Annotated in this window: 25 protein-coding genes and 3 pseudogenes; 18 read left to right on the top strand and 10 right to left on the bottom strand. The window is 60.9% G+C overall.

Features of this window, described 5'->3' with window-relative positions; all coding sequences use genetic code 11:
* Positions 1-322 precede the first annotated feature (322 nt).
* Together J8G15_RS14635 and J8G15_RS14630 are read right to left on the bottom strand one after the other, a co-directional pair.
* Positions 323-1,540 (bottom strand): MFS transporter, encoded by a 1,218-nt coding sequence (locus J8G15_RS14635; RefSeq protein ID WP_210542940.1) that lies wholly within the window; start codon positions 1,538-1,540, stop codon positions 323-325.
* Between the two features lie 60 nt (positions 1,541-1,600).
* Positions 1,601-3,040, bottom strand: coding sequence for an FAD-binding oxidoreductase (locus J8G15_RS14630; RefSeq protein WP_210542939.1), 1,440 nt, complete (start codon positions 3,038-3,040; stop codon positions 1,601-1,603).
* 102 nt (positions 3,041-3,142) lie between these two features.
* Here J8G15_RS14630 and J8G15_RS14625 point away from each other — a divergent pair, with 102 nt between their 5' ends.
* From J8G15_RS14625 to J8G15_RS14605, 5 genes and pseudogenes are all read left to right on the top strand, one after another.
* On the top strand, positions 3,143-3,721 hold the full coding sequence (locus J8G15_RS14625; RefSeq protein WP_210542938.1) for a cob(I)yrinic acid a,c-diamide adenosyltransferase: 579 nt from the start codon (positions 3,143-3,145) through the stop codon (positions 3,719-3,721).
* Between the two features lie 123 nt (positions 3,722-3,844).
* Entirely contained in the window at positions 3,845-5,326 is a 1,482-nt protein-coding gene (locus tag J8G15_RS14620; RefSeq protein WP_210542936.1) for a sensor histidine kinase, read from the top strand.
* Positions 5,323-5,964 (top strand): annotated as a pseudogene (locus tag J8G15_RS14615) (response regulator transcription factor). Before J8G15_RS14620 ends, J8G15_RS14615 begins: the two are co-directional and overlap by 4 nt.
* A 103-nt stretch (positions 5,965-6,067) precedes the next feature.
* Entirely contained in the window at positions 6,068-6,571 is a 504-nt protein-coding gene (locus J8G15_RS14610; protein ID WP_210542934.1) for a heme-binding protein, read from the top strand.
* A gap of 10 nt (positions 6,572-6,581) precedes the next feature.
* The gene (locus J8G15_RS14605) at positions 6,582-7,295 is read left to right on the top strand and encodes an ankyrin repeat domain-containing protein (protein WP_210542933.1); all 714 of its coding nucleotides are present in this window, start codon (positions 6,582-6,584) and stop codon (positions 7,293-7,295) included.
* 23 nt (positions 7,296-7,318) lie between these two features.
* Here J8G15_RS14605 and J8G15_RS14600 read toward each other — a convergent pair whose 3' ends face one another.
* From J8G15_RS14600 to J8G15_RS14575, 6 genes are all read right to left on the bottom strand, one after another.
* Positions 7,319-8,824: a wax ester/triacylglycerol synthase family O-acyltransferase gene (locus tag J8G15_RS14600; protein WP_210542932.1), complete on the bottom strand. Its 1,506-nt coding sequence runs from the start codon at positions 8,822-8,824 to the stop codon at positions 7,319-7,321.
* Between the two features lie 201 nt (positions 8,825-9,025).
* Positions 9,026-10,156, bottom strand: a complete 1,131-nt coding sequence (locus J8G15_RS14595; RefSeq protein ID WP_210542931.1) for an ABC transporter substrate-binding protein — start codon at positions 10,154-10,156, stop codon at positions 9,026-9,028.
* 79 nt (positions 10,157-10,235) lie between these two features.
* Positions 10,236-11,522, bottom strand: coding sequence for a TRAP transporter large permease (locus J8G15_RS14590; protein WP_210542930.1), 1,287 nt, complete (start codon positions 11,520-11,522; stop codon positions 10,236-10,238).
* On the bottom strand, positions 11,519-12,046 hold the full coding sequence (locus tag J8G15_RS14585) for a TRAP transporter small permease (protein WP_210542929.1): 528 nt from the start codon (positions 12,044-12,046) through the stop codon (positions 11,519-11,521). The genes J8G15_RS14590 and J8G15_RS14585 overlap by 4 nt, the downstream gene beginning before the upstream one ends.
* Positions 12,047-12,108: 62 nt before the next feature.
* The gene (locus J8G15_RS14580) at positions 12,109-13,086 is read right to left on the bottom strand and encodes a TRAP transporter substrate-binding protein (RefSeq protein ID WP_210542928.1); all 978 of its coding nucleotides are present in this window, start codon (positions 13,084-13,086) and stop codon (positions 12,109-12,111) included.
* A gap of 139 nt (positions 13,087-13,225) precedes the next feature.
* Positions 13,226-13,537, bottom strand: coding sequence for a hypothetical protein (locus tag J8G15_RS14575; RefSeq protein ID WP_210542927.1), 312 nt, complete (start codon positions 13,535-13,537; stop codon positions 13,226-13,228).
* 10 nt (positions 13,538-13,547) lie between these two features.
* Here J8G15_RS14575 and J8G15_RS21625 point away from each other — a divergent pair.
* From J8G15_RS21625 to J8G15_RS14530, 10 genes and pseudogenes are all read left to right on the top strand, one after another.
* Positions 13,548-13,823 (top strand): annotated as a pseudogene (locus J8G15_RS21625) (IS91 family transposase); the annotation flags it as partial.
* Positions 13,824-14,148: 325 nt separating this feature from the next.
* Positions 14,149-14,238 (top strand): annotated as a pseudogene (locus tag J8G15_RS22155) (peptidase); the annotation flags it as partial.
* Positions 14,239-14,728: 490 nt separating this feature from the next.
* Positions 14,729-15,358 carry a twin-arginine translocation signal domain-containing protein gene (locus J8G15_RS14565; protein WP_210542923.1) on the top strand — a complete coding sequence of 210 codons (630 nt, stop codon included), beginning with the start codon at positions 14,729-14,731 and terminating at the stop codon, positions 15,356-15,358.
* A 45-nt stretch (positions 15,359-15,403) separates the two neighbouring features.
* Positions 15,404-16,972 carry a GMC family oxidoreductase gene (locus tag J8G15_RS14560; protein WP_210542921.1) on the top strand — a complete coding sequence of 523 codons (1,569 nt, stop codon included), beginning with the start codon at positions 15,404-15,406 and terminating at the stop codon, positions 16,970-16,972.
* A 30-nt stretch (positions 16,973-17,002) separates the two neighbouring features.
* Positions 17,003-17,380 (top strand): ribbon-helix-helix domain-containing protein, encoded by a 378-nt coding sequence (locus tag J8G15_RS14555; RefSeq protein WP_210542919.1) that lies wholly within the window; start codon positions 17,003-17,005, stop codon positions 17,378-17,380.
* A 92-nt stretch (positions 17,381-17,472) separates the two neighbouring features.
* Complete coding sequence (gene gloA / locus J8G15_RS14550; RefSeq protein WP_210542917.1) at positions 17,473-18,009, top strand: lactoylglutathione lyase; 537 nt, start codon at positions 17,473-17,475, stop codon at positions 18,007-18,009.
* Between the two features lie 4 nt (positions 18,010-18,013).
* A complete protein-coding gene (locus J8G15_RS14545) occupies positions 18,014-18,349 on the top strand; it encodes a c-type cytochrome (RefSeq protein WP_210542915.1) in 336 nt (111 codons plus the stop codon).
* A gap of 8 nt (positions 18,350-18,357) precedes the next feature.
* On the top strand, positions 18,358-18,777 hold the full coding sequence (locus tag J8G15_RS14540; RefSeq protein WP_210542914.1) for a VOC family protein: 420 nt from the start codon (positions 18,358-18,360) through the stop codon (positions 18,775-18,777).
* The gene (locus J8G15_RS14535; RefSeq protein ID WP_210542912.1) at positions 18,771-19,565 is read left to right on the top strand and encodes a 2OG-Fe(II) oxygenase; all 795 of its coding nucleotides are present in this window, start codon (positions 18,771-18,773) and stop codon (positions 19,563-19,565) included. The genes J8G15_RS14540 and J8G15_RS14535 overlap by 7 nt, the downstream gene beginning before the upstream one ends.
* A 12-nt stretch (positions 19,566-19,577) precedes the next feature.
* The gene (locus J8G15_RS14530) at positions 19,578-20,369 is read left to right on the top strand and encodes a hydroxyacylglutathione hydrolase (protein ID WP_210542910.1); all 792 of its coding nucleotides are present in this window, start codon (positions 19,578-19,580) and stop codon (positions 20,367-20,369) included.
* Here the strand turns inward: J8G15_RS14530 and J8G15_RS14525 are convergent.
* Both J8G15_RS14525 and J8G15_RS14520 read right to left on the bottom strand, forming a co-directional pair.
* Positions 20,352-20,747: a hypothetical protein gene (locus J8G15_RS14525; RefSeq protein ID WP_210542908.1), complete on the bottom strand. Its 396-nt coding sequence runs from the start codon at positions 20,745-20,747 to the stop codon at positions 20,352-20,354. The two genes, J8G15_RS14530 and J8G15_RS14525, sit on opposite strands and share 18 nt — an antisense overlap.
* 114 nt (positions 20,748-20,861) lie before the next feature.
* Positions 20,862-21,881, bottom strand: coding sequence for a DctP family TRAP transporter solute-binding subunit (locus J8G15_RS14520; protein ID WP_210542907.1), 1,020 nt, complete (start codon positions 21,879-21,881; stop codon positions 20,862-20,864).
* A gap of 44 nt (positions 21,882-21,925) precedes the next feature.
* Between J8G15_RS14520 and J8G15_RS14515 the strand changes: the two genes are divergently transcribed.
* The 3 genes from J8G15_RS14515 to J8G15_RS14505 are packed head-to-tail and all read left to right on the top strand — an operon-like array spanning position 21,926 to position 25,778.
* On the top strand, positions 21,926-23,992 hold the full coding sequence (locus J8G15_RS14515) for a nitrogen regulation protein NR(II) (RefSeq protein ID WP_210542905.1): 2,067 nt from the start codon (positions 21,926-21,928) through the stop codon (positions 23,990-23,992).
* A 4-nt stretch (positions 23,993-23,996) separates the two neighbouring features.
* Complete coding sequence (locus J8G15_RS14510; protein ID WP_210542903.1) at positions 23,997-24,656, top strand: response regulator transcription factor; 660 nt, start codon at positions 23,997-23,999, stop codon at positions 24,654-24,656.
* Between the two features lie 12 nt (positions 24,657-24,668).
* Positions 24,669-25,778, top strand: a complete 1,110-nt coding sequence (locus J8G15_RS14505) for a 6-phosphofructokinase (protein ID WP_210542901.1) — start codon at positions 24,669-24,671, stop codon at positions 25,776-25,778.
* Positions 25,779-25,837 lie beyond the last annotated feature (59 nt).

Raw genomic sequence — 25,837 nt, 5'->3', positions numbered from 1 at the left:
GGCTTGGTTTTGAGCGGTCTCTGGTGACGGGGGTGTTCAATTCAGTTCCCATTAAATAAGGGCCTGTATGGCGTGATTAGCGAAGCGATATTGATGCCTTCTTGACCAAGGCGGATGGCGGCGATCAAAGACAAGAAAGTGCTTCAATCGACTGCAGTGAGCCACGCCTATTCCGTTGATTTTGCCAAGGCTCTGACGTCGTTGCGCCAGCGCAATGACCTGAAAACCAGTCGTTGACCATTCTCACTTTGAGCCACATGCGGTCGTGTATTTGACGCTATCATAAAAATACACAACCCGCAGTCACCAAGACGTCGCGACGTCAACGCCCCGTTGGCTCCGGTCCCTTGCGGGATCGTATCCCCAGCCCCAGCCCCAGCAGCGCCAGTGTGGCAAACACCGCGCCAGCCTGAAAGGTCATGGCGGCGCCGTAGCTGTCCCAGAGCCAGCCGGCCAGGCCGCTGGCTACCAGCATGGCTACGCCACTCACCAAGTTGAAGAAGCCGTAGGCGGTGCCCCGCAGGTCGGCTGGGGCGGTGTCGGCCACCATGGTGGCCAGCAGGCCTTGGGTCATGCCCATGTGAATGCCCCACAAGGCGACCCCGGCCAGCATCGTGGTCCAGTGGCTGTTGTAGGCCAGAACCAGGTCGGCCGCGACCAGCACCACCAGTCCCCAGGCCAGCAAGGTCGTGTGGCTCATGCGGTCTGACAGCTTGCCAAAGGGGTAGGCCGAGGCGGAGTAGACCAAGTTCATGGCCACCATCACCAGCGGCACCAAGGCCAGCGCCACGCCGCTTTGCTGGGCGCGCAGCACCAAAAATGCCTCACTGAACCGGGCCAGTGCAAATACGGCGCCGATGATGACCACGGTCCAATATGGCGCGCCCAGACGACGCAGGTTGTCTCTTTTGATGGGGTTGGTGCGAACGGTGCTGGCCGGACGCTCGGGTTCTTTCACGCCAAAAAGTAGCAAGGCCACAGCCATCAGCCCGGGCACCACGGCGACCCAAAACACGGCCCGAAAGTCGTTGGACCAAAGCAGCATCAGCCCCACCGCCAGCAGCGGGCCGGTGAAGGCGCCGACCGTGTCCAGTGACTGGCGCAGCCCAAAGGCTGCCCCGCGTATCTCTGGCGGCGTCAGGTCTGCCACCAGGGCGTCACGCGGCGCGCCGCGAATCCCTTTGCCCACCCGGTCCAAAAAGCGCGCCGTTACCACCAGGCCCACACCGGGGGCAATGGCAAACAGCGGCTTGGTCAGGGCGCCCAGCGCGTAGCCAAACACCGCCAAGCCTTTGCGCCGCCCCAGGTAGTCGCTCAAGGTGCCGGAAAACACTTTCACGATCAGGGCAGTGGATTCGGCCAGGCCTTCGATCAGGCCAACCGTGAATGCGCTGGTGCCCAGCACGGTCACCATGAACAGGGGCAGCAGGCTGTGAATCATCTCGGAGGAGATGTCCATGAGCAGACTGACAAAGCCCAGCACCCACACGCCCTTGGGGATCTGACTCAGGGCGGTGGACTGGGGTGCGGGGTTTGGCATAGTTTTATGAGTGAAATAGGCCGCTAGCGCTCGTCCTGTCTGCGCAAGCAGCTATTTATTTTATAGCGTGAAGATTTTGCCTGGGTTCAGGATGTTTTTCGGGTCCAGTGCCTGTTTGATCGTGCGCATCATGGCCACGGCGCCGGCGCCGGCCTCGCTCACCAGAAAATCCATCTTGTGCAGGCCAATGCCGTGTTCGCCGCTGCAGGTGCCTTCCATGCTCAAGGCACGGGTGACCAGCGCGTGATTCAGGCGCTCGGCGGTTTCGCGCTCTTCGGGCAGGTTGGGGTCGATCAGGTAGCCAAAGTGGAAGTTGCCGTCGCCCACGTGGCCGACCAAAAAGTAGGGAATGCCGGTGGCGTCCGCCTCGGCCACCGAGTCCAGCAGGCAATCGGCCAGCCGGGATATCGGCACGCAGGTGTCGGTGGAAATGGCGCGGCAACCGGGTTTGGACTGGATGGCGGCAAAGTAGGCGTTGTGCCGGGCCGTCCACAGGCGGGTGCGCTCTTCAGGGGTGGTGGCCCACTCAAAGGCGCCCTGGTCGGTGGCCACGCCGTTGTCGGCGGCAATGTCTTGCACCAGCAGCGCCTGCTCTTGCACGCCGGTGGGTGAGCCGTGAAACTCCATCAGCAGCAGGGGTTCTTCGCGCAGGCCGAGCTTTGAATGGGTGTTGACCATGCGCACAGTGTTGGCGTCCAGCAGCTCCACGCGGGCAATCGGAATGCCCATCTGGATGATTGAAATGGTGGTGCGCACCGCTGCCTCAATGCTTGGAAACGAGCAGATGGCTGCTGAGATCGCCTCGGGCAGCGGGTAGAGCTTGACGGTGACTTCGGTGATCACACCCAGTGTGCCTTCCGAACCCACCATCAGGCGGGTCAGGTCGTAACCCGCGCTGCTTTTCTTGGCGCGGGTGCCGGTGCGAATCACCTCGCCGCTGGCCGTTACGACTTCCAGGGCCAGCACGTTTTCACGCATGGTGCCGTAGCGCACGGCGTTGGTGCCGCTGGCGCGGGTGGCGGTCATGCCGCCCAGGGTGGCGTCAGCGCCGGGGTCAATGGGAAAGAACAAGCCGGTGGACTTGACCGCCTCGTTGAGCTGCTTGCGGGTCACACCCGGCTGCACGGTCACGGTGAGGTCTTCTGCGTTGATGGACAGTACCGCGTTCATGCGGCCCACGTCCAGGCTGATGCCGCCTTGCACGGCCAGCAGGTGGCCTTCCAGAGAGGAGCCAATGCCAAACGGAATCACCGGCACGCTGTACTGGTTGGCCAACGTCAGGGTGTCGGCCACGTCTTGCGTGCTCTCTGCAAACACCACGGCAGCGGGCGGCGGCACGGTGGTGAAGGCGGATTCGTCGCGCCCGTGCTGCTCGCGCACCGCTAGTGCCGTGGAGAAGCGGACGCCAAAGCGGGTTTTGAGCGCATCCAGCAAGGCCTCGGGCAGGTCTCGGGTCTGGATGGTGGGGGCCAAATGGGCGGGGGAAAGAGGGGCGTTCATGACATTCCTTAATCGGGGGACCGGGCACTCAGCGGCTGGGCAAGGCCAGCCGGGGTGTGGTGCCATTTTGCTGCAACAATAGTCCGAACAAAGGAGCATCGCATGGGACAACGACTAACGCAAATCGCCACCCGCACCGGGGATAACGGCACCACCGGTCTGGGCGACAACACCCGCCTGTCCAAAAACAGCCTGCGAGTGCATGCCATGGGTGACGTGGATGAGCTCAACTCCAACCTCGGCGTGCTGCTGTGTGAAGACGTGCCCGAGGGTGTTCGCACCCTGCTGGTCGAGATTCAGCACCAGTTGTTCAACCTGGGTGGTGAGCTGTCCATTCCAGGCTTTGAGCTGCTCAAGGCCGAGGCCGTGTTGGCTCTGGACGACGCGCTGGCCGAGCACAACGAGGCGCTGCCGCGCCTGCAAGAGTTCATTCTGCCCGCCGGCACCCGCGCCGCCTCGCTGGCCCATGTGTGCCGCACCGTGGCCCGCCGGGCCGAGCGCGCCGTGGTGGCGTTGGAGGGGCAAGACACCCTGAAAGACACCCCGCGCCAGTACCTGAACCGCCTGTCGGACCTGATGTTTGTGCTGGCGCGGGTGCTGAATCGCCACCGCACGGACGGCTCCGTGGGTGACGATGTGTACTGGAAAAGTGAGCGTTTGAAGGCCTCTGAAGGGAAGTAGGCGCGAACTTTACGAACGGACAGGGTGGAAGGTGTCCGCGTCAGGGCGTCACCCTGACTATTTGGACTAGGGGCCTTTGCGGTCACAGTCACCCGGCGCGCCTGACAAGGCAGAATCGACGCCATGCAACATTCAAGGCAAAGCTTTCGTTGGTGGCTCGTCGGAGGGGCTTGCTTGGGCCTGCTCGGGTCGGCCTTGATTGCACGCCAGTCATTGGATGAACAGCGCGCCTTGTTTGAGACCGATGCCCGCATCGTGCACCGCCTGCTCAGCCAACGCGTGGTGCAGCACGACGCCATTCTGGCCACACTGACCCTGTTGCAGCCCGCGGCCGAGGCACCGGGCGCTACGCCCCCTGAGCAACGCCTGCCCGCGCTGTACCCCCACATTCTTGCCGTGCAACGACGCGATCGCAACGGCGCATGGCGTGACCCGGCCTTGGCTTCGGCCGAAACGACCTCTCGCCAGACCGTGCAGGCCGCATTGGCTTCGGTTGACTTTGCGGCGGGTCGCTACCAACTGGTGCTGGCCGCCACGCCCACCAGTTATGCGCTGACTGTGGATCTGCGCGCCATGGTGCCCACTGAGGAGTGGCCCATGCCGCTTGAAGCCAGCCCGGTTCGCGTGTCGCTGGCGCATGACGGGCAGCTGTTTCAGATCCAGGCCGGCCAGTTGCCGGAGCAGACCACCGCGACGGGTTGGTCTTTTGATTTCCACAAACACCTAGCGGCCACCAGCCAACCCTTTGACGTGGTGGCAGAGCGCCACCTCGGATGGGGTCAACTGCCGTGGTGGCGTATGGGGGCCTGGTGGCTGCTGGTTGCCGCCGCGCTGGCGGGCATGGCGCAGGCCCAGTTCCAGCGGGCTGAGCGACGTCGGGCCGAAGAGTTGTTGCGCCTGGGGCAGGTGGCAAGGCTGAACACGTTGGGAGAGCTGGCCGCCGGCATGGCGCACGAACTTAACCAGCCACTCACCGCCGTGCTCGCCAACACCCAGGGCGCGTTGCGCCTGTTGAACGAAGACCCGCCTGAGCTGGAAACGGCCCGAGAAGCCATGCGTCAGGCCGCCGCGCAGGCGCGCCGTGCCGCCGATGTGGTGGGGCGTTTGCGCCAGGCAGTGGAGCGGCCCGCGATAGGCGGCGCGACCCAGTCCGTTAGTCTGAATGGGGCCGTGCAACGCGCCCTGTATTTGTTGGAACCTGAAAGCAGGCGCCGCGGCGTCGAGCCAGTGATCAAGGCCGCTGGGGTGGTGACGGTGCAGGTCGATCCGGTGGCGCTGGAGCAAATCGTTCACAACCTGTTGATGAACGCGCTGCAGGCGCTGGAACAGGTGAGCACCGACGGACGCCAACTGATGGTTTCTCTCCGTGCCGAAGGAAGCGGGGGTGTGCTTGAAGTGGCCGACACTGGTCCTGGTATCGCGCTGGATGCGCTGCCGCGTCTTTTCGAACCCTTCTTTTCAACCCGGGAAGGTGGGCTCGGTCTGGGCCTGAGTCTGTGCGAAACCCTGGCCAGCGGCATGGGTGGAGCATTGGCTGCGCACAACGCCGCCCAAGGTGGCGCGGTATTCACGCTGACGTTGCCGTTGCAGGGAGCGCGTGTATGAACCTGACACCCGAAGCATCACTCTCTCCCACCATCCACCTGATCGATGACGACGCAGCCGTGCGTGATGGCCTGGCCCTGCTGATTGGCACGGTGGGGTTGCGCGTGCAAACCTAGAGCGATCCGCAGGTCTTTCTCGACCAATTTGAGAGAGAGGGGATTGGCGCCATCGTGCTCGATGTGCGCATGCCCGGCATCAGCGGCTTGTCCGTGCTCGACACCTTGATGGCGCAGGGTGTGGACCAGCCCGTGATCATGCTCACTGGCCACGGCACCGTGGAGATGTGTCGCCGTGCCTTCAAGGCCGGCGCCGCCGAGTTTCTGGAAAAACCGGTGAATGATGAGGTGCTGTTGGAAGCGCTGCAATCAGCCGTGCGCCAGCACGTGGGTTCGCGGCAGAGGCACCTTGCCGATCAGGAGGCGCGGGAACAGTATGCGCTCCTGTCAGGCCGCGAAGCCGAGGTGCTGGGCCTGATCGTGGAGGGGCTGACCAACAAGGAGATTGCTCGCGCATTGGGTCTCTCGCCCCGAACCGTGGAGACCCACCGCGCGAATGTGTTCCACAAACTGGACGTTGACTCACTGGCGCAGCTGATTCGTCGTTATGCGAGCCTGGTGGACGAGGGACCCACTGCGTAGTTCTACGCAGTGGGTCCCGTAGCCGCCCGAATTGCGCCATTTGCCCTGGTTTTTTAAAGTTCTTCCACGGTTGATCGAACCGCTTGCATCCCTCGAGAACTCCATGAACACCACTTTCAAAATTTGCCTGTTGACCTTTTCTGTTGCGTCGTCCCTGGTCGCTCCTTTGGCACAGGCCCAGTCGGTGCGCACCGAAAAGAACATGTCCTTGGCACTGGCCAACCAGATCGCCAGTGCCACCGTGGCCTCTTGCAGCGCCAGCGGCTACAACGTTACCGCTACAGTGGTCGACCGCAGCGGCGAAGTGCGCGCCATGATGCGTGCTGACCAAGCCGGTTCGCACACCCTGGAAGCCAGTCGCTTGAAAGCCTACACCTCGGCGTCGGCCAAGAACAGCACCTTGGCCATGATGGAGATGGCGCAGAAGAATGCGGGCGCTGCCAACCTGGTCCACATTCCCGGTTTCCTGCTGCTTGGCGGTGGCGTGCCAGTGAAGGTGGGCAATGAGGTGATTGGCGCAGTGGGTGTGGGTGGTGCCCCTGGCGGCCACCTGGACGAAAAATGCGCCATGGTCGCACTCGAGCAGGTGGCGGACCAGTTGAAGTGAGGATGCTGCCATGAACCCGCCACTCACTCGCTACATCCGTGAACTGCTGCGCGCGACCACCCTGGTGCTCAGCGTGGCCGTGCAATGGGGCGCGCAGGCCCAGGTGGCCCCGAGTGCCGTGGAGGCTGCGCGCTACACCAGCTTGCATGCGGCGGCCTTTCGGGGCGACGTAGTGCAGTTGCAGCGCCTGGCGGCCACAGGTGCGGATCTGAACGCCACGGACGGTCATGGGCGCACGCCGCTGCACGTTGCCACATTTGCGCAGCAGCGCGATGCCATTCGTGTGCTGGCCAAAGCCGGGGCAGCCCTGGATCGGCTGGAAAACGACCGCTACGATGCCGTCACCATTGCCGCCGTGGCAGGTGACGACGCCACGCTCAAGACCCTGTTGCAGCTCGGCGCCAGCGCCCGGCAGACGACCAGCCGCTATGAGGGAACAGCGTTGATCGCAGCCGCCCACCTGGGGCATGTCGGTGTAGTGCGCCAGCTGATTAAAGCCGGGGCGCCGCTCGACCATGTGAACAACCTGCACTGGACGGCGCTGATTGAATCCATTGTCCTGGGAGATGGCGGGGAGCGGCACCAAGCCACCTTGGTGGCATTGGTCGATGCGGGCGCCAGCCTGCAGTTGACCGACCGCGAGGGGCGAACACCGCTGCAACTGGCACAGGCTCGGGGCTTCACGGCCATGGTGAAGAAGCTTGAGTTGGGTCAGGGGCGGTGAACCGCCGGGCGGGCGCTGGTCGCTCAGGCGGCTGCTGCGACGCGATTGACCCGCTTGGCCCTTTTGACCGCAGGGCGGTGGGTCACTTTGGGAGCCTCTGCGACCACTAGCACGGGCGGCGCGGCCAAATCCAGCAGGATACGGTGCTCGGCCAGCAAGGCGTCTGCCAGTTCATTCACATCCGGCAGCGCTCGGCGGCAGGCGATCAACCCGTAGTCCAGGCGCCCGTTGTAGCTTTGCACGGTGACGTTCAAGGCCATGCTGTGGGCCGGGATGGACACCGGGTAGTAGCTCACCACCTTGGCGCCGGCAAAGTACAGCTGGACGGGAATGCCGGCGACATTGGAAATCACCACGTTGGCCAGTGGTGGCATGACGTTGGCGAGCCGGGAACGGCTGAACAGCGACGCCACGGCCGACATCAACCACGGCGCGGCCAGCAGCGGGAAGTCTGTGGGAATCACGGATTTGAAACGCGCCATCGTCTCTTTGGTCTTGGCCGATGATGCGCTGATGGCCTGGAGTCGCTCCAGCGGGTCGCGAATGTGGGTCGCCAGGCCCATGGTGACCATGCTCACCTGGTTGTTGGCGGAGGAGTCGCCTTCCTGACGAAGACTCACGGGCACTGCGGCCACCAATGGCTTGGCTGGCAGTTCGTTGTTCTCTATCAAATAGGTGCGCAAGGCACCGGCCGTGGTGGCCATCACCACATCATTCAGTGACACGCCAAGCCCTTTGGCAATCTGCTTGACCTCGGCCAGGGGCACGGTGCGTCCGGCAAACGTGCGCTGGTTGGTAATGGCTACGTTCAATGAGGTTTTGGGTGCGAAGACTTGAAAACCCTTGGGCATGGACCAACGGCGTTTGCCGTTGACGTCTTTGGGGGGAATGAAGACCGTCTTGACGGCCCCGGCCATCAAGGGCAGGGACTTCACCAGCGCCACCGTCTGGTTCACGGTGTTTCGCGCGGCTGCACCCAGCAGTTCTGCGGTACCGAGTTGGTACTGATTGCGGCGGGCGCGGGGCCGGGGCGGCTTGATGTGGCGCCCCGTCGGCGCCAGATCAAAAATGGCTTTGGCAACCGCCACGCCGGCCTGGCCGTCAATGCCTGCATGGTGCACCTTGCTGTACAGAGCCACTTGCCCGCTCTTGAGCCCGTCAATGACAAAAAATTCCCACAAGGGGCGGCTGCGGTCCAGCAGGCTGGAGTGCAGCCGTGCCACGTACTGTTGCAACTGGCGGTTGCTGCCGGGCTTGGGCAGGGTGACGCGGCGGATGTGGTAATCGAGGTCAATGTCCTCGTCGTCCACCCAAACCGGGTTGGACAGATCCAGTGGCATCAGCGCGAGCTTGCGGGTGAATACCTCCGCCATGTGCATGCGTTCCCGAATGTGGGCCTGGGTGTCTTCAAAGAAATCACCGCTGTAGCCGTCAGGCAAATCCAACACGTTGAGCGAGCCGATATGCATCGGCATTTCAGGCGACTCCAAATGCAGGAATGCGGAGTCAATACCACTTAGATGTTTCATAAATCCGCTTTCTTGCTCAATGCAGGGATCGTGAAGGCGACGGCCTGTTGGGCAGCCGTCGCGCCATGATAAACAGCCGGTTCAGCCGTCGGGGAAAAGTATCTCACCTTGTCCCCGAATCCGGTGACGCCAAAGGCTCACCCGATTTCACCTGCATTCACGACCGATCCCGGTCAACGGCGGGATTGACGGGTTAGCCGCCTAGCGAAGAAACTTCCCGTCGGCGTTGATGATGGAGATGTCGGCAAAGTCGAGTCCAGTGTGGTTGCTGGCGTTGTAACTGACGGAGATTCCGCCCAGGTTGTAGTTGTCCATGCCTTCTAGCGCGTCACGCAAACTTTGCCGGGTGGGTTGCGGGCCGGCACGGCGCAGACCTTCGACCAAGACTTTGGCGCCGGCAAACCCTTCCAGCATGGCTGGGGTCACGCCATCCAGGCCTTTGGCTTTGGCCAGGTCCCGGGCTTCCCGGATCATGGCGATTTTGATGGAGCGCTCGTAGGGGAAGACCTGGGTCACGATCACGCCGCGTGCGTTGGCTCCCAATAGCTTGATGAAGCCCTCTGAGGCGTTGTTGGACAGGGTCACCACTTGAGCGCTGGACTTCGCGTAGCGAAGGGCGGCAACCGCATTGGCCACATTGCCAGCCGAGCCAATGATGACGACCGCCTGGGCATTGGCCGCCACGACCTTGGGAATAATGTCGCTGAAGTCAGGTTTTTCGCGTGGAAATTTCTCGACCAGCACCGGCTGCTGCTTCACCTTTGCAAAGCCGGTTTGTGTGCCGGCCGCGCCGTCGGCGCCGAAGGTGTCGTCGGTGGTCAGCACGGCGGTGCGGGTGATACCAACTCGCGCGAGGTGCTCAATGGCTTCGGACGCCTCCCGTTGGTAGGTGGCCCGCACATTAAAAATCCAGGGATTGACCGGATCGTGCAGCAGCATGGCGCCTGTGCTGGGCGCAACCAGTGGCACTTTGAACTCGGCTAACAGGGGCATCAAGGCCTGGGCGTGCGGTGTTCCCCGGTTCAAAAACAGGGCAAGAACACGGTCTTCGGTAATAAGCTTTCGTGCCAGTTCGACGGTGAGCTTGGGGTCAAACTTGTCATCGACAGAAACCAACTCCACCTTCTGCCCGAAAACGCCGCCTTTGGCGTTCACAGCGTCGAAGTAGAGGTTGGCACCCGCCGTGTTCTCTATGACGCCGGCCGAAATGGTCCCCGTAAAGCCGGACGGTTGCCCGATGCGCAATTGAGCCATCGCGGGCAGGGACAGCGTCAGCGAGCCAGCAAGTGCCAGGGAAGCCAGGGCGCGGGATGGGGAGCGGAAGCGAGACATATCAATCCTTGGCAAAAAATAAAAAAGCCGGACGCCCTTTAGATTGGGCGTCCGGCTCAGGGACAGCGCTCAGGCCACTTTAGGCCTTGCCGAACATCAAATCAGGCAAGCCGACGCTGATGATGGGCACGTAGGTGATGATCAGTAGGAAGATCAGCAACACCGAGAGCCAGGGCAATGCGGCCTTGGTGACTTGCACCAGACTCATGCCGGTCACACCGCTGGTCACAAACAGATTGAGTCCCACAGGCGGGGTCACCATGCCGATCTCCATGTTCACCACCATGATGATGCCGAAGTGAATCGGGTCGATGCCCAGCTGAACTGCAATCGGAAACAAGATCGGCGCCAAGATCAAAATGATCCCTGTAGGCTCCATAAAGTTGCCAGCAATCAGCAAGATCACGTTCACCACCAGCAAGAACATCCAAGGCGTCATGCCAACAGCCAGAATTTGCTCAGCGATCATTTGGGGAATTCGCTCGGTCGTCAGCACGTGGGCAAACAGCAAGGCGTTGGCCACGATGAACATCAGCATCACAGTGGTTTTCGCCGACTCCAGGAACACATGGGGCAAGTCTTTTACGCGCAGGTCTTTGTAGACAAACACGGCAATGACCATGGCGTACACCGCAGATACGGCAGCGGCTTCGGTGGGAGTGAAGATACCCCCATAAATGCCGCCCATGATGATGACCAGCAGCGCGAGACCCCACATGGAGTCACGAAACGCACGGAACACCTCGCCGGCAGAGGCCTTTGGCGGGGGAGCAATTTTCAGTTTCCCGGCACGCCACCAAACCGCCATCATCAACATCAAGCCAAGCATGATGCCTGGTATGACACCGGCCATGAACATGCGACCCACCGACACCTCGGTCACAGCGGCATACACCACCATCACAATGGAGGGAGGAATCAAGATACCCAATGTTCCCGCGTTACAGATCACACCTGCGGCAAACTCTTTTGGGTAACCGTTTTTCACCATGCCGGCGATCACGATGGAGCCAATGGCGACCACGGTGGCCGGGCTGGAGCCCGATACCGCCGCAAACAACATACAGGCCAGAATCGACGCAATGGCCAGGCCGCCGCGCAAGTGGCCCACCGCCGCAATGGCAAACACCACCATGCGCTTGGCCACGCCACCCGTGGACATCAGATTGCCTGCCAACACGAAGAAGGGAATCGCCATCAGCGTGTAGTGCTCGCTGGTTTCAAACAGCTTGATGGACATCGACGCGAGTGAGTCTTGCGAGAAAAAGAAGATCGTCAGCAGACTGGACAGGCCCAGACTGATCGCCACCGGCATGCCGATGGCCATAAATAGGAAAAGGCTGGAGAAAAGGACAAGCGTGTTCATTCGGTGGCCTCTTGAGCTTTCAGTTTCATAGCGTCAGCGGCCTCGTCAGCCAAATGCAGGCTGTCGGTTTTGCCAGTGATGAGGTTGTAGAAGATTTGCAGAAATCGAAAACCCACCAGCGCGTAACCAATTGGCATGATGGCCAGGACCTTCCACTTTTCGATGGGCAAGTCGTCCATCTCAATACCGATGTCCATGATCTTGCTGACGTACACCGTGGCGCCGTAAAGGACAAAGCCGACGTACACCATGCACAAAAACACCGCAAGTAGGGAGACCACACGGCGCTTGGCTGGCGACAGCAAGTTCACCAGTGCATCGACCCCAATGTGGGAGCCCACGCGCACGCCGTAGGAGATGCCGACAAAAATCATGATGCCGAAGAACACGGTGGTCAGCTCCAGATTCCAGGAGTAACCCGTATTGAAGACATAGCGACGAATCACTTGCATGAAGGCCAACGCCGTCATACCAAACAGCATGAGTGAAATGATCCACTCTTCCAAATAATCTAGTATTTTCATGGTTTGTTCCAAAAAAACCCCGGACTAGCCGGGGTGTGGGGTGATGCTTTCGCTAACCCGTTTTACTTGTTGGCTTTCTGGGCGGCCTGGATCAGGTCGGCACCAATTTCGCCTTCAAATTGCTTCCACACGGGTTGCATGGCGGTGCGCCAGGCGGCCAGGTGCTCTTTGCTCATTGGCAAGACCTTGGCCTTGTTCTCGGCAATGACCTTGGCACGGAAGGCCGCGTCTTCGTCATAGGCCACTTTGTTGCCGAACTTGATGGACTCGACCATGGCTTCGTTCAGGCCTTTGCGAATGTCAGCTGGCAGCTTGTTCCACCAGCCCGCGTTGGTGATGACCATGTAGTCCAGCACACCGTGGTTGCTGTCCATGATGTACTTTTGAACTTCATGGAATTTCTTGCTGTAGATGTTGGACCAAGGGTTCTCGGTACCGTCCACCACGCCGGTTTGCAGGGCTTGGTACACCTCGGCAAAGGCCAGCTTTTGTGGGTTGCCGCCCACGGCCTTGAATTGGGCTTCCAGAACGTCAGAACTCTGAATTCGGAATTTCATGCCTTTGGCATCGGTGGGGCTTCCCAGCGGCGCGTTGGCTGACAACTGCTTCATGCCGTTGTGCAGGTAGCCCAGGCCAATGATGCCTTTCTTCTCCATGGAGCGAAGCAGGTCTTGACCTTCTTTGCTGGCCTGGAAACGGTCCACGGCAGCAATGTCAGTGAACAAGAAGGGAAGGTCAAAAATCTGCAGCTTTGGGGTGTACTTGCTGAACTTGGCCAGCGAAGGCGCAATGATTTGCACGTCACCCAGCACCAGCGCTTCCATCTCTTTGCCGTCGCCGAACAGCTGGCTGTTGGAGAACACCTGAACTTCAACCTTGCCGGCGAGCTTCTTCTCGGCCAGTTCCTTGAACTTCAATGCAGCTTGGCCCTTGGGTGTGACGTCGGTGACGACGTGGCTGTACTTGATGACGATGGGCGCGGCCTGCGCGCTGAAACCGACGGCCAGAAGGGCTGAAACGATGGCTAGTTTGAATTTCATAAAGTTCTCCTCGTTGAAAAAAACCGCTTTTCTAAACGGATAGGATGAACTTTAAGGGCTTTGTAACCGATGCGTAACTGTGGCCTTCAACAGCTAGGGTTAACCCGGTGTCTCTCGCGCCGCGTCAAAGCCCACGGCCTCAACGTGTGCCACCATCGAGGCATCCATGCCTGTGCCCATGCTGTGGCGGCCACGCGCCCAGCTGATCGGCCATCTGACGCACCACGTGGTTGCCTCGGTGTGCGCGTGCCTCACCCTCGCGCATGAGGGGAAAAACGGTGGCGTGTTGGGGGAAGATGCCGTTGTCCGCGACAAGGCCGGTTTTGACCAGCTGGGATTCCATGGCGCTGATCAAGTGTGACCAGTGGGGGATCAGGTCCGCATTGGCGGCCAATGGCACCCGGGCCAGTGCGGCCACGATGGTTTGGTGATCCTTATTAATGGGTTGCACGTGCACCAGCCATGCGTCACCCCACACAGAAATAGCGAGAGTTTCAGCCCTGGTGCCACCACCGCGCACCCATCGGCACCGCTATTTTTGTGTGCTGGCACCGAACTCGCTATTCAGGGCTGCGGCGGTGGCCATGGCACAACCGCCCACGAGGCAGACCGAGCCAGCCATCACGGGCGAGGGCGTGCCTGGAGTGGTGCCGCTGGGCCATGCCATCTCACCCACGCTAGAACCTGTGCCACCCAAGCGCGCACCGGTGCGCTATCTGTGGGCGGTGTTGATAGCGGATTCCTGAGACCTTGCGGGAAAGGCCGCAGTTACGCGCAGCGAACCAGCTCTGTCCTCAACTGATTGTGGGGATCTGGCGGCGCAAGCGGCACCCGACTTTGAGGTCGATCAGCGTATCAGTTGGTGACTGAGCAAAGCGGCGATTTTGAGTCGCAGCGGGCTAGGCCTGCGCGGTCCACCGCAAATGACCCTGTCGGCAGGCGAATTTCGGTGATGGCTCGCCAAGGAATCACGCTGTAGCGAAAATCCTGAGGGTTTTTACGTGGTTCAATACCACGCTCTGCCGCGCGATATTTGGCCTCATGTGGTTGGAAAGCATCTATCCGTTGCTGGACCGGGTGATTACCCCCGACACGCCGTTGGACGAAGCCGCCAAGTGCGCCCTGGTGTCGATGGACTCGACCCTCAAGTCTATCCGTCCGAAGTCCAGTGGAGCGGGTACCGTCGGCGTGTGAGCTGGTGTTCAAGGGTCTGGTACAGCCCAGCGGCTACACCGAGCTGCTGCTGCATGCTTGGCGCTTGCAAGTGAAGGCTACGGCCTGACGGGCTACCAATAAAAACGCGCAAGTCGCCGCCTTTTTAGCGGCTGCTTAGGCCAGTTCCATGGGCGCCTAGCGCCCATTGTTCATTAAATTCCAGACGCGGTCGAGGCTATCAACGCGTCGTTCCGCTAGTCTGCGGTCCTGCCTGCAGGCATCGACCTCGCAGCGTATTTACTCTCTAAGATGCATGACTTGACTGACAACCACAACTGATTTTTTCATGGTGACTGTCGCGCAGGGCGCTGTCCAGGGTTTACCCTGTAAGTAGTCAGCTATCACCCGCTGCGGTGCATTCGGTTGAACACTACGGTGGTCGACTGCACTTTGTGGTGCAGATAAGACCCAACCACCGGAGACAACAATGCGCGTCATTTCCATAACCCCAGAAAGCCCCGAAATTGCGGGTTGCGACGAAGACAGCGGCGTGGTCCGCAAAGTAGACCTGCCGCTTGTGCGGCGCGACTTCCTGAAGGGTTCGGGTCTGTTGTTTGGCTCACTCGTCACAGGTACTTTGCTGGCGGGCTTGGCACCATCGCGTGCATGGGCGCTGGAGCTCAAGAAACTGTCATCGGCAGAAGGCACAACACTGATGGCCATGGGCCGCGTACTGTTCCCCCACCAAAAACTCCCCGATGCGGTCTACGCCCTGTTGTCCAAAGACCTGGACGCCAAGGCAGCAGGCGACGTAGCCGCAGCCAAACAGTTGCAAGAGGGTATTGCGTGGCTGAACCAGTCAGCCGGTGGCAACTTTGCCAAGGCCAGCGCCGCCCGCAAAGACGAGATCGTACGCGGCATGGAAGGCACGGCATTTTTTGCCACCGTGCGCGGCCAGTGCGTCACCTCACTGTATGACAACGACATGGCTTACGCGGTGTTTGGTTATCCGGGTTCCGCCTGGGAAAAAGGCGGCTACATCACGCGCGGCTTTCAAGACCTCAAATGGCTACCGGCGCCCTCGAAAGAAGCCAGCCCACCGCCCTACATGGGCTGAGCACCCGCCCGTCAACAAGAAACCAGAAACTATTCGGAGACCTACATGGCTAAATTTGATTTCGCGGACGAATCCGTTATCCTGATTATCGGTTCTGGCGCCGGCGGTGGCACATTGGCCAACGAGCTGTGCCAAAAAGGCATCAAGGTTGTGGTGCTGGAAGCTGGCGCGCTGCAGTCTCAAGCCTCATTCATCAACGACGAGTGGAAGTCTTTCAGCCAGCTCGCCTGGCTGGACAAGCGCACCACGTCGGGCTCATGGCGCGTCGCCAAAGACTTTGCTGGACTGCCATCCTGGATTTGCAAGACCGTGGGCGGCACCACGACCCATTGGGCAGGTGCTTCACTGCGGTTGCAAGAACACGAGTTTCGCGCCAAATCTGTTTATGGCGAACTCAAAGGTGCCAGTCTGCTGGACTGGCCCATCACCCTGAAAGATCTCGAGCCGTACTACGCCAAGGCTGAGTACAAAATGGGCGTGACCCGTACCAATGGAATTCCTGGGCTGCCTGGCAACAACAACTTCAAGGTCATGCACGCTGGCGCGACGAAGCTGGGTTACAAGGAAGTGCACACCGGAAACATGGCCATCAACAGCCAGCCACGCGACGGACGCGGTCGCTGCATGCAACTGGGGTTTTGCTTTCAGGGCTGCAAGAGCGGCGCCAAGTGGTCGACCTTGTACACCGAAATTCCCAAGGCCGAAGCCACTGGCAATTTCGAGATTCGTCCACTCTCCCACGTGACCCGGATCGAACACAACCCAGCCGGCAAGGTGACGGGCGTGGTGTACTTTGACAAAGACGGAAAAGAGCAACGCCAAAAAGCCCGGATTGTCTGCGTCGCCGGTAACTCGATCGAAACTCCGCGTTTGCTGCTGCTGTCAGCTTCCAATATGTTCAAGGACGGTTTGGCCAACTCCTCAGGTCAGGTCGGTCGCAATTACATGCGCCACATGACAGGCTCCGTCTACGCCGCCTTCAAAAATCCGGTGCACATGTACAAAGGCACCACCATGGCTGGCATCGTGCGTGACGAAGCAGGACACAATCCAAACCGAGGTTTTGTCGGTGGTTACGAACTCGAAACCCTGAGCCTGGGCATCCCCTTCATTGCTGCTTTCTTGAACCCCGGTGGCTGGGGTGCAGACTTTACCTGGTGGATGGACCGCTACACCAACCTGGCCGGCATGTGGCTGGTGGGTGAAGACATGCCACGCGAAAGCAACCGCGTGACGCTCAACACCGACGTAAAAGACCAGTGGGGCAACTACGTCCCCAATGTGCACTTTGACGACCACGACAACGACATCGCCATGCGCAACCACGCCTTCACGCAGGGCGAGCGCATTTACCAAGCGGCCGGGGCGGTTCGGACTTTCCGCACACCGCCGTATCCCTCGACCCACAACATGGGCACCAGCCGCATGAGTGCGCGTCCGCAAGATGGCGTGGTCAATAAATGGGGTCAAACGCATGACATCCCGAACCTGTTCATCAGCGACGGTAGCCAGTTCACCACCGGCGGCGCTGAAAACCCCACGCTGACCATCGTGTCCCTGGCGATCCGTCAGGCGGACTACATTGCCCAACAGATGACCGAGCGGGCGATTTAAGATGTTATTTTTTTGATGCGGGAGTTGTCTATGTGTGAATATTTTGTCAAGGCTGACCCCATCCAGTACGAGCAACGCTCACGGACGGTCCGCATCAAGAACGTGCTGACCAGCCTGCGCCTGGAGAACATGGTTTGGGACATCCTCGCAGAAATGGCCGAGGTAGAGGGGTGCACCACCAATGCGCTGATTGCGAAGTTTCATGACGAAATTCTGGCGCACCGTGGAGAGGTACCCAACTTCGCATCGTTTCTGCGGGTCACCAGCATGCGCTACCTGCGCCGCTGTGTGATCACCACGGAACGCCAACAGGCGCAAACTCTACCCGCCGCCAACGTCATGCGCATCCTCAGCCGTACGCAAGCACCAGAAACATCCCCAAAGGCAGTTACGGCGGTGGGCGGGTAGTTTCTTTTCCCGTCGCCAATCGCCCGGCTGCCCCCGAAGCACCGGGTGGGTTGTTTGCAAGCCTCCATTTCAACGCGAAAGAATTTTCTCCCATGCGCTTTACCACTGAGAGCCACCCCGGCGTACAGTCCGCCGTCCCGGATGCCACCCGGGGCTTTGTATTCAACCACTCGATGCTGCGCATCAAAGACCCACAGGTGTCGCTGGCGTTTTACACGGGTGTCATGGGCATGCGTGTGTTGCGAAAACTCGACTTCCCCGAAATGAAGTTTTCGCTTTACTTTCTGCACCGCGCCGCTGAGGGCGAAGACGTGCCCGAAGAAACCGGAGAACGCACCGCCTGGACGTTCGCGCAGCGTGGCATTCTTGAGTTCACCCACAACTGGGGCACCGAGGCCGACCCTGACTTCAAGTACCACGATGGCAACGCCCAACCCCAGGGCTTTGGCCACATTTGCTTCTCCGTGCCAGACCTTGATGCCGCTACCGCGTGGTTTGACGAAAACCAGGTCACGTTTGTAAAACGCCCCGACCAGGGCAAGATGAAAGACGTGGCCTTCATCAAAGACCCGGACGGTTACTGGATCGAAATTGTCGAGCCTGCCCGGCTGAAAAATTTGGGGATTTGAACAGATGAACACTCAACATTTTTCTCGCGTTAACGCAGGTGTCAAGATCGCTGTATTGGTCGTCACTGGCCTACTGTCTCTGTCTGCCCAGGCGAGTGAAGCGTTGGCCCGCAAAAACGACTGTTTGGGCTGCCACGCCGTAGCCACGAAATTGGTTGGTCCAGCCTTCAAAGACGTAGCCGCCAAATATGCGGGGCAATCCGACGCACAGGCCATGCTGGTGCAGAGCATTCGCAACGGTAGCGTGGGGAAATGGGGTGATTTGCCCATGCCGGCGCATCCCAAGTTGTCGGAGGCCGACGCACGGAGTCTCGCCGCGTGGGTACTCAAAGCCAAGTAGCAACCCCCATGAAGTATCTGCACACCATGGTCCGGGTCACTGACCTGGAAGCATCCCTGCGCTTCTACCGCGACGCACTCGGCTTGGCACTGCTTAGCGTGCGCGAGATACCGCAGGGACGCTTTACCCTGGCGTATTTGGCTGCGCCCGGCGACACCAGCGCGCAAGTGGAACTCACCTACAACTGGGACCCTGAAAACTACACCGGAGGTCGCAATTTTGGCCATCTCGCTTATGCGGTGGATGACATTTACGCGACGTGTGGTCGCCTGCAGGCGCACGGGGTGGCCATTGTGCGGCCGCCGCGCGACGGCGCTATGGCATTCATCCGTTCGCCTGACAATATCTCTATCGAACTATTGCAGCGCGGTGGTGCTCTGCCGCCTGCTGAGCCCTGGGTGTCATTGCCCAACATCGGCACATGGTGAGTGATAGCCCCGTGCCTGACGGCGTTTGGCCCGGCCACCATGCCGTGGCCCATTTTCCGGGATCGCTGCCCATGGGCGGCGTGGTGCCCATGACGCCCGTGCACGCCTTTGACAGCGTGCCTGCTGCCCTGTGTCTCCAAAACCAGCCCGGGCTGCGACCGGTGCGCCACGACATCGATCTGGGTGGTTTGTTGGCATTTTCTATTGACGATGTCGTCACGCCGGCTGAGGCCGATACCATCGTTGCTGCCACAGAGCAATTTGGCTACCGCGATGAGGCACCCGGCATCGCTACGCCGCCGGGCATGCGCATGAACAAATCCATGCACTGGGTGGCGGATGAGGGCATGACAGGCCCGATGTTCAGGCGGATTGCCCACTTGTTGCCAACGCATCTGGAGGATGTACCGCTATTTCACGCCTTCAGCCGTCGCCTGAATATGTACCGCTATGACGCCGATGACGTGTTCAACCGCCACACCGATGGGAACTGGCCGGGCTATAGTCTGAGTGGCGACCGAAGCACCATGCAGGAGTGGCCCCCCGGCTTGCGCTCTGGGCTGACCATGCTGCTGTACCTCAACGGCCCAGCCGATGGGGTGCTGGGTGGCAGCACCCGGCTGTTTAGTCGCGATGGGAGGCAAACAGACGTGAAGCCGATGAAGGGCTCGGCGCTGTTCTTCCGTCACGGATTCGGAGCCAATTCGGTGGTGCACGAAGGTCGCAGGGTAAGCGGAAATGTGTCTAAATATGTGGCCCGTATCAATGTCATGTACGGGACCGAATGAACGAAGGCAAGCATGATTGTTGAACGCATCTGGACTGGCAACGCGTATCGCAACTACAACTACCTGGTAGCTTGCCCCGAGACCGGGGAAGCGCTTGCCATAGACCCGCTGGATTCCGGGAAATGCCTGCACCTGGCCAAGGTGCGCGGCTGGCAAATAACCCAACTGCTCAACACCCACGAACACGCAGACCATACCGGCGGCAATGCCGCCGTTGTGGCCGCCACTGGCGCCAAAGTCATTGCGCACCACAAGTCGGGCGCTCGCATTGCCAACGTGGACCGTGGCGTGCAAGCGGGCGACGTCATCAAAGTAGGAAAAACGGTCGAACTGGAATGCCTGGACACGCCCGGCCACACGTTGTGCCATATCTGCCTGCTGGCACACACCGACCAACCCGCACTGTTTTCTGGCGACACCCTGTTTAATGCCGGGGCGGGTAACACCCACAACGGTGGCAACACCGAAATACTGTTTGAAACCTTTGACAAACAACTAGCGCGCCTGCCCGACAACACGCGGCTCTTTCCGGGGCATGACTATATCGAGACCAACCTCAAGTTCACCCTCTCGCGTGAACCCGAGAATCTGACAGCGCAAAAGCTGCTCACGGCCGTTGCCGGCCAGGGTGGCGACGCCTCGCCCGTGACCACACTGCTGCAGGAAAAGCAGCACAACACCTTCTTCCGGCTCAACCAGCCTGGCCTGATTGCCAAGCTGCGCGAAAGCCTGCCCGACCTGCCGCACAACCCCGACGCGCAAGCCGTTTTTGTTGCGTTGCGCACACTACGCAACCAGTGGTGAAGCAGTAGTAGCAACGGGGCAGTAACGCCCATGGCATGGGGACATCCAGCGGGCGGTCGTGGGTGAAAGTCCCCCGCGCGGCATCAAAATCCACGGCTTCAAAATGCGCCACCATGGACGCATCCATGCTGTGCACGTGCTGTGGCAGTTGTCAGCGGTAAAACCGGTCGTCACCAGCCAGGCGTCTTCCATTTTGAAGTGGGCCTCCATGGCGCTGATCAGGTGGCACCAGCGGGCCATCAAGTCCTCGTCGGGCGCCAAAACCACCTGGGCCAATGCGGCGACGATGGCTTTGTGGTCGTCGTCAACGGGTTGAAGGTTCACCAGCAGGGCGTCACTCCACTCGGGAACAGCAAGGGTGGCAGTCGTTGGGGTCATGTGATTCGCGCAAAAAGCGGACACCATAGCGGCTCCATCGTCCGCTGCGTTGACCCAGATCAGCAGGTGATCAAGTAGATGCCAGACTACGCTGAATTGGCGTTGCCACGCGGCTTACAGTGCGCCTCGAATTGCCTGCATCCACGCGGTGCCAATGCGCCGCTCCAGCGCCAGGTGAACAGACTCCACGGCGCGGCGCAATTGGGCGCGCTGGGCGCCGGTGGGAACATGAATGCGGGTGGTTCCGGCCACGCGCAGTGCCGCGAGGGCCTTACTGTTTTGGGCTTCGGAGATTTGGTTGCCATAGTCAGTGGCTTCATGCATGGCTTGGGCCAATAGCGCGCGGTCACCTTCGGCCAGACTGGCCCAAAAACGCTGGTTCACAATGACGGCGTAACCCAGGTAGCCGTGTTGGGTCAGCGTCAAATCTGACTGCACCTCGTGCATGCCCTGCGTCCAGAAGTTGGACACCGGGTTTTCTGTGCCGTCCACGACGCCGTTGGCCAGGGCGCGCCGGGTCTCGCTAAAGCCCAGGTTCACCGGTTGTGCGCCAAGCGCCCGCATTTGCGCCGCAATGACTCGCGACGCCTGGACCCGCATGCGCAAACCCTTGAAGTCCGCGGGGGCCAGCAAGGGCCGGTTGGCGCTCATTTGTTTGAAGCCGTTGTCGAAAAACCCCAGGCCCACCAGCCCATGCCGGCTCAGGCCCTTGAGCAGGCGTCGCCCAATAGCGCCTTCGGTGATGCGCCGCACCTCGCGGGCATCGTTGAATAGAAAGGGAAGATCAAATAGCTCAAACTCGGGAAAACCGATGCGCCCAAACTTGGACAGCGAGGGCGCCAGCATCTCCACGGCGCCAAGCTGCAGCGCTTGCATCTCGTCCTGGTCACCGTAGAGTTGCGCGCCAGGGTAATGCAGCACCTCAATGCGGCCGTCAGAGCGCTGCTCCACCAGCGCTTGGAAGCGCTGCACCGCCAAGCCTTTGGGTGTCTCCTCGGCCACCACATGAGAAAAGCGAATTGTCAGGGCCGGGCGGGGCGATGCCTTCGCTACACGTGTGGTCAGTGTCGCCGCTGCCACGCTGTGCAGCCAGCGGCGGCGATCCAGGGGGGCGGGCCAGCTTGGGAATGACATGCTGGCTATTATGCGAGGACACGCTGCCCCATTGCCTGAAACCTGTGCCCACTCCTTCCCTCCCCCCTACGGATCAGTCGCTCGACTTTTCCCTGTTACAGCGCACCACCGGTTCGCCAACGATGCGCAACCGCCGCGCCTTGTGGTGGCTGCTGGGTTTGTTGCTGCTGTTGGTGGCGTCGGTGGTGGCCCTGGTCTTGTACTTGAATAACTTTGAGGCGGAGGAGGATGAGCGGCGCCGCGCCGCCGATGCCCAGTGGCTGGAGCAAGGCGCGCAGTTTCACTTTCGTCGTCTGGAGGACGACTTGTTGGTGCTGGCCCGCCAGGCCGTGCTGGGCGCGGGCACCACCACAGCGGTGACGCGGGGGACCGTCAGTGATCAGGCCGGACTTTTGTGGCGGGCGCCGGGTGTGGTGCTGTCACACGGCTGGTTGGCGGCTGGCCCGCAAGACGGGCAAGGTGTACCGCCTGAGCGCTGGGCGCTGGACTGGAGTGCCCACCCGGCCAATGCCCAAGTGCTGGCCACCATGAAGGACATCGCCAGCGGCTTGCGCCGGGCCGCGTATGCTGGGCCCATGCGCCAGGCCGACGGCGCGCTGAGTGATGTAGTCTGGCTGGCCGTGCCGTTTTTTGAACGAGGGCAGTTCGCCGGCAACTACCTGGCCGCCATTTCCATGGACAGGGCCGCCGTGAACATGGTGCCGGCCTGGTTCCAGCAAAACCACGAGGTTCGGCTGCTGGCCGAAGATGTGGAGCTGGCGCCCATCACCGGCTCTGGTGACGGCGCGTACCGGGCATCGATGAATTTGCCAGGCACCGAGTTGTATCTGGAGGTCGATCCGGTGGGGGCCAACCCGGCCACCGTGCCCCGCATCTTCTTTCTGGTGGCCTTGCTGTTCCTGTCGGGCATGCTGGTGAGCCTGTATGTGCTGCGCCGTGACTTTCTCAAACGCCAACAGGTGCAAGCCCTATTGCAGGCCGAGGTGGCTCTGCGCAAAGCCATGGAAAACTCCGTCACGATTGGCCTGAGGGCGTGGGACCAGAACGGCAAAATTCTGTATGTGAACCACGCTTTTTGCAGCATGGTCGGCTACTCGGCGGAAGAGTTGCTGGGCCGCTCGGCGCCCATGCCCTACTGGCCGGCTGACCGCGCTGATGAAATTCAATTGGTTCACCGGCGAGTGATTGCCGAAGGCACCGTCGATGAAGGCGTGGAAGTCCAGTTTCAGCACCGGGACGGTCGCTATATTGATGTGCTGATTCATGAAGCACCGCTGACCGCCGTCACCGGCGAGCCACTGGGCTGGATGAGTTCGGTGCTGGATATCAGCGAGCGAAAACGCGCCCAGCGAATGGCTGCCCTGCAGCAAGACAAGCTGGAGGCGTCGGGCCGGTTGGTGGCCGTGGGCGAGGTGGCGTCCACGCTGGCGCATGAACTCAACCAACCCCTGGGCGCCTTGAGCAGCTTCGCCAATGGCCTGTTGAACCGCCTGCGCGGGGGCACCATCACGCTGCCGGAAATGGAGCCGGTGGTGCTGCGCATGGCCAGTCTGGCCGAGCGGGCAGGCAATATCATTCAACACGTCAACGCCTTTGCCCGGCGTCGGGAAATTTCGCGGGTTCGGCTGGAGCTGACGACGATGGTGAGGCGGGTGCTGTTCAGTTCCGGCAGTGCGGGGCGGCCACTGGTGTTGCAGCCCGCGTCTGACCCGGTCTGGATTGAGGCAGACGCGCTGTTGCTGGAGCACCTGATCAACAATTTGGTGGGCAACGCACTGGACTGGGCCGAGCAGGGCAGGGAGCGCGCGCAGGTGCGGGTGCAAGTCACCGTGGACGCGGACACCCGCATGGCGGGTCTTGTGGTGTCAGACTCCGGGCCTGGGGTGAAGGAAGAAGTTCAGGCCCATATTTTCAACGCCTTTGTCAGCCTGAAAGAGGGCGGCATGGGCATGGGGCTGGCTATATGCCGCTCCATTGCCGAAGCGCATCATGGCCGCATTGGCGTCGACCGTGACCCGGTGCTGGGCGGCGCACGCTTTACAGTGTGGTTGCCGCTGGCCGCTGAATCGGCCACTTCTGAGCGGCCAACGTCTCTCCAACCGCCTGAGTAACACCATGAACCGCGCTGCCATCCATATTGTTGACGACGACCCCGATATCCGGGATGGCCTGGCTTGGCTGTTTGACTCGCGTGGCTACCAGGCGGCCACCTGGGACGGCGGTGCCGCATTTTTGGACGGTGCACGCGCCCTGCAAGCGGACTGGGGTCATGCCGTGGTGCTGTTGGATATTCGCATGGAGCCCCTGTCAGGGCTGGTGACTTTTGAGCGTCTCAAGGCCCTGGCCTGCCCGTGGCCGGTGATGTTTCTGACCGGCAATGGTGACGTGAGCACCGCGGTGGCCGCCGTGAAAAGTGGGGCCTGGGATTTCATGGAAAAGCCCTTTCAGGACAACGAACTGGTGGACCGCATTGAGCAGGCCTTGGCGGCGGCCAGCAAGGTGTCCACCTCGGACCAGGAAAGCCGCCGTCTCAAGCAGGCCCTGGCGTCCCTGAGTCCGCGCGAGCGCGAGGTTCTGGATGAGTTGATTCGGGGCCACTACAACAAGAACATTGCCGATCACCTCGGCATCACGCCGCGCACGGTGGAGTTTCACCGTGCCAATATTTTTGAAAAAATGGGAGTCAGCACGGCGGTGGAGCTGGCCCATCAACTCGGGCGTCTGGAGCCGATGGGCACAACCAGCGCGCCCGTGCCCAAAGCGACAGGCGACTAACCAAAGCTTTTTATGACCAAGACCATCAAACGCATTGCCATCAACACCGGCGGAGGCGACGCCCCCGGCCTCAATGCCGTGATTCAGGCGGTGACCATTGCCGCCGACAACCTGGGCTGGGAGTGCTACGGCATTCGGGACGGCTTCAACGGCATTCTGTTTCCCGAGCGCTATGTCAAGGGCGGCGTCAATCGGCTCACCCGCGACACCGTGCGCGGTATTGGCCACCTGGGTGGCACCATTTTGGGCACCACCAACAAGGGCAACCCGCTGAGCTACCCGGTCAAGCAGGCCGATGGCAGCACCCGCCATGTGGACCGATCAGAGGAGATCTTGGCTTACTTCGCCACCCACGAGATCGATGCCTTGGTGGCGGTGGGCGGTGACGGCTCATTGACCATTGCCAACGCCTTGCATCAAAAAGGACTGGCGGTGGTTGGCGTGCCCAAGACCATTGACAACGATCTGGACAAAACCTTCACCACCTTTGGCTTTGACACGGCGGTGTCCTTTGCCACCGAGTGCATCGACCGCCTGCACAGCACCGCCGAGAGCCACCAGCGGGTGATCGTGGTGGAGGTGATGGGCCGCTACGCCGGCTGGATTGCGCTGCACGCCGGTATCGCGGGCAACGCCCATGCCATTCTGATACCCGAAATTGCGTTTGATATTGAAAAAGTGGCGCAAAAAATTCAGACCCGGGACGCCAACGGCCATCTTTACTCCCTGGTGGTGGTGGCCGAAGGTGCCATTGCCCTGGACGGCAAACGCGATGTGGCCGCCCCGGCAGAAAAAGGCCATGTGGAGCGGCTGGGTGGCATTGGCGAACACGTGGCCCAAGCCCTGCAAGCGATCACCGGCAAAGACACCCGCGCCGTCGTGTTGGGCCACTTGCTGCGCGGTGGCAGCCCCACCGCGTTTGACCGGCTTGCCGCCCTGCGCTTTGGTGCGGCGGCGGTGCGGGCGCTGGATGAAGGCCAGCGCGGCATCATGGTGGCACTGGGTTTTCCGGGTGTGACATACGTAGCGCTGGAGGAGGTGGCTGGGCGCATGAAAGCCGTGCCGCTAGACGGCGACACCCTGCAAACCGGGCGCGACCTGGGCATTTGCTTTGGTGATTAAGCGTTTAATTTGCTATTCATTAAATAGCTGTCTGCGCAGACGCTAGCATGCGCTAGAAG

The organism is Rhodoferax sp. PAMC 29310 (assembly GCF_017948265.1).
Taxonomy (GTDB): domain Bacteria; phylum Pseudomonadota; class Gammaproteobacteria; order Burkholderiales; family Burkholderiaceae_C; genus Rhodoferax.
This window is presented reverse-complemented; position numbering and strand designations above follow the sequence as displayed.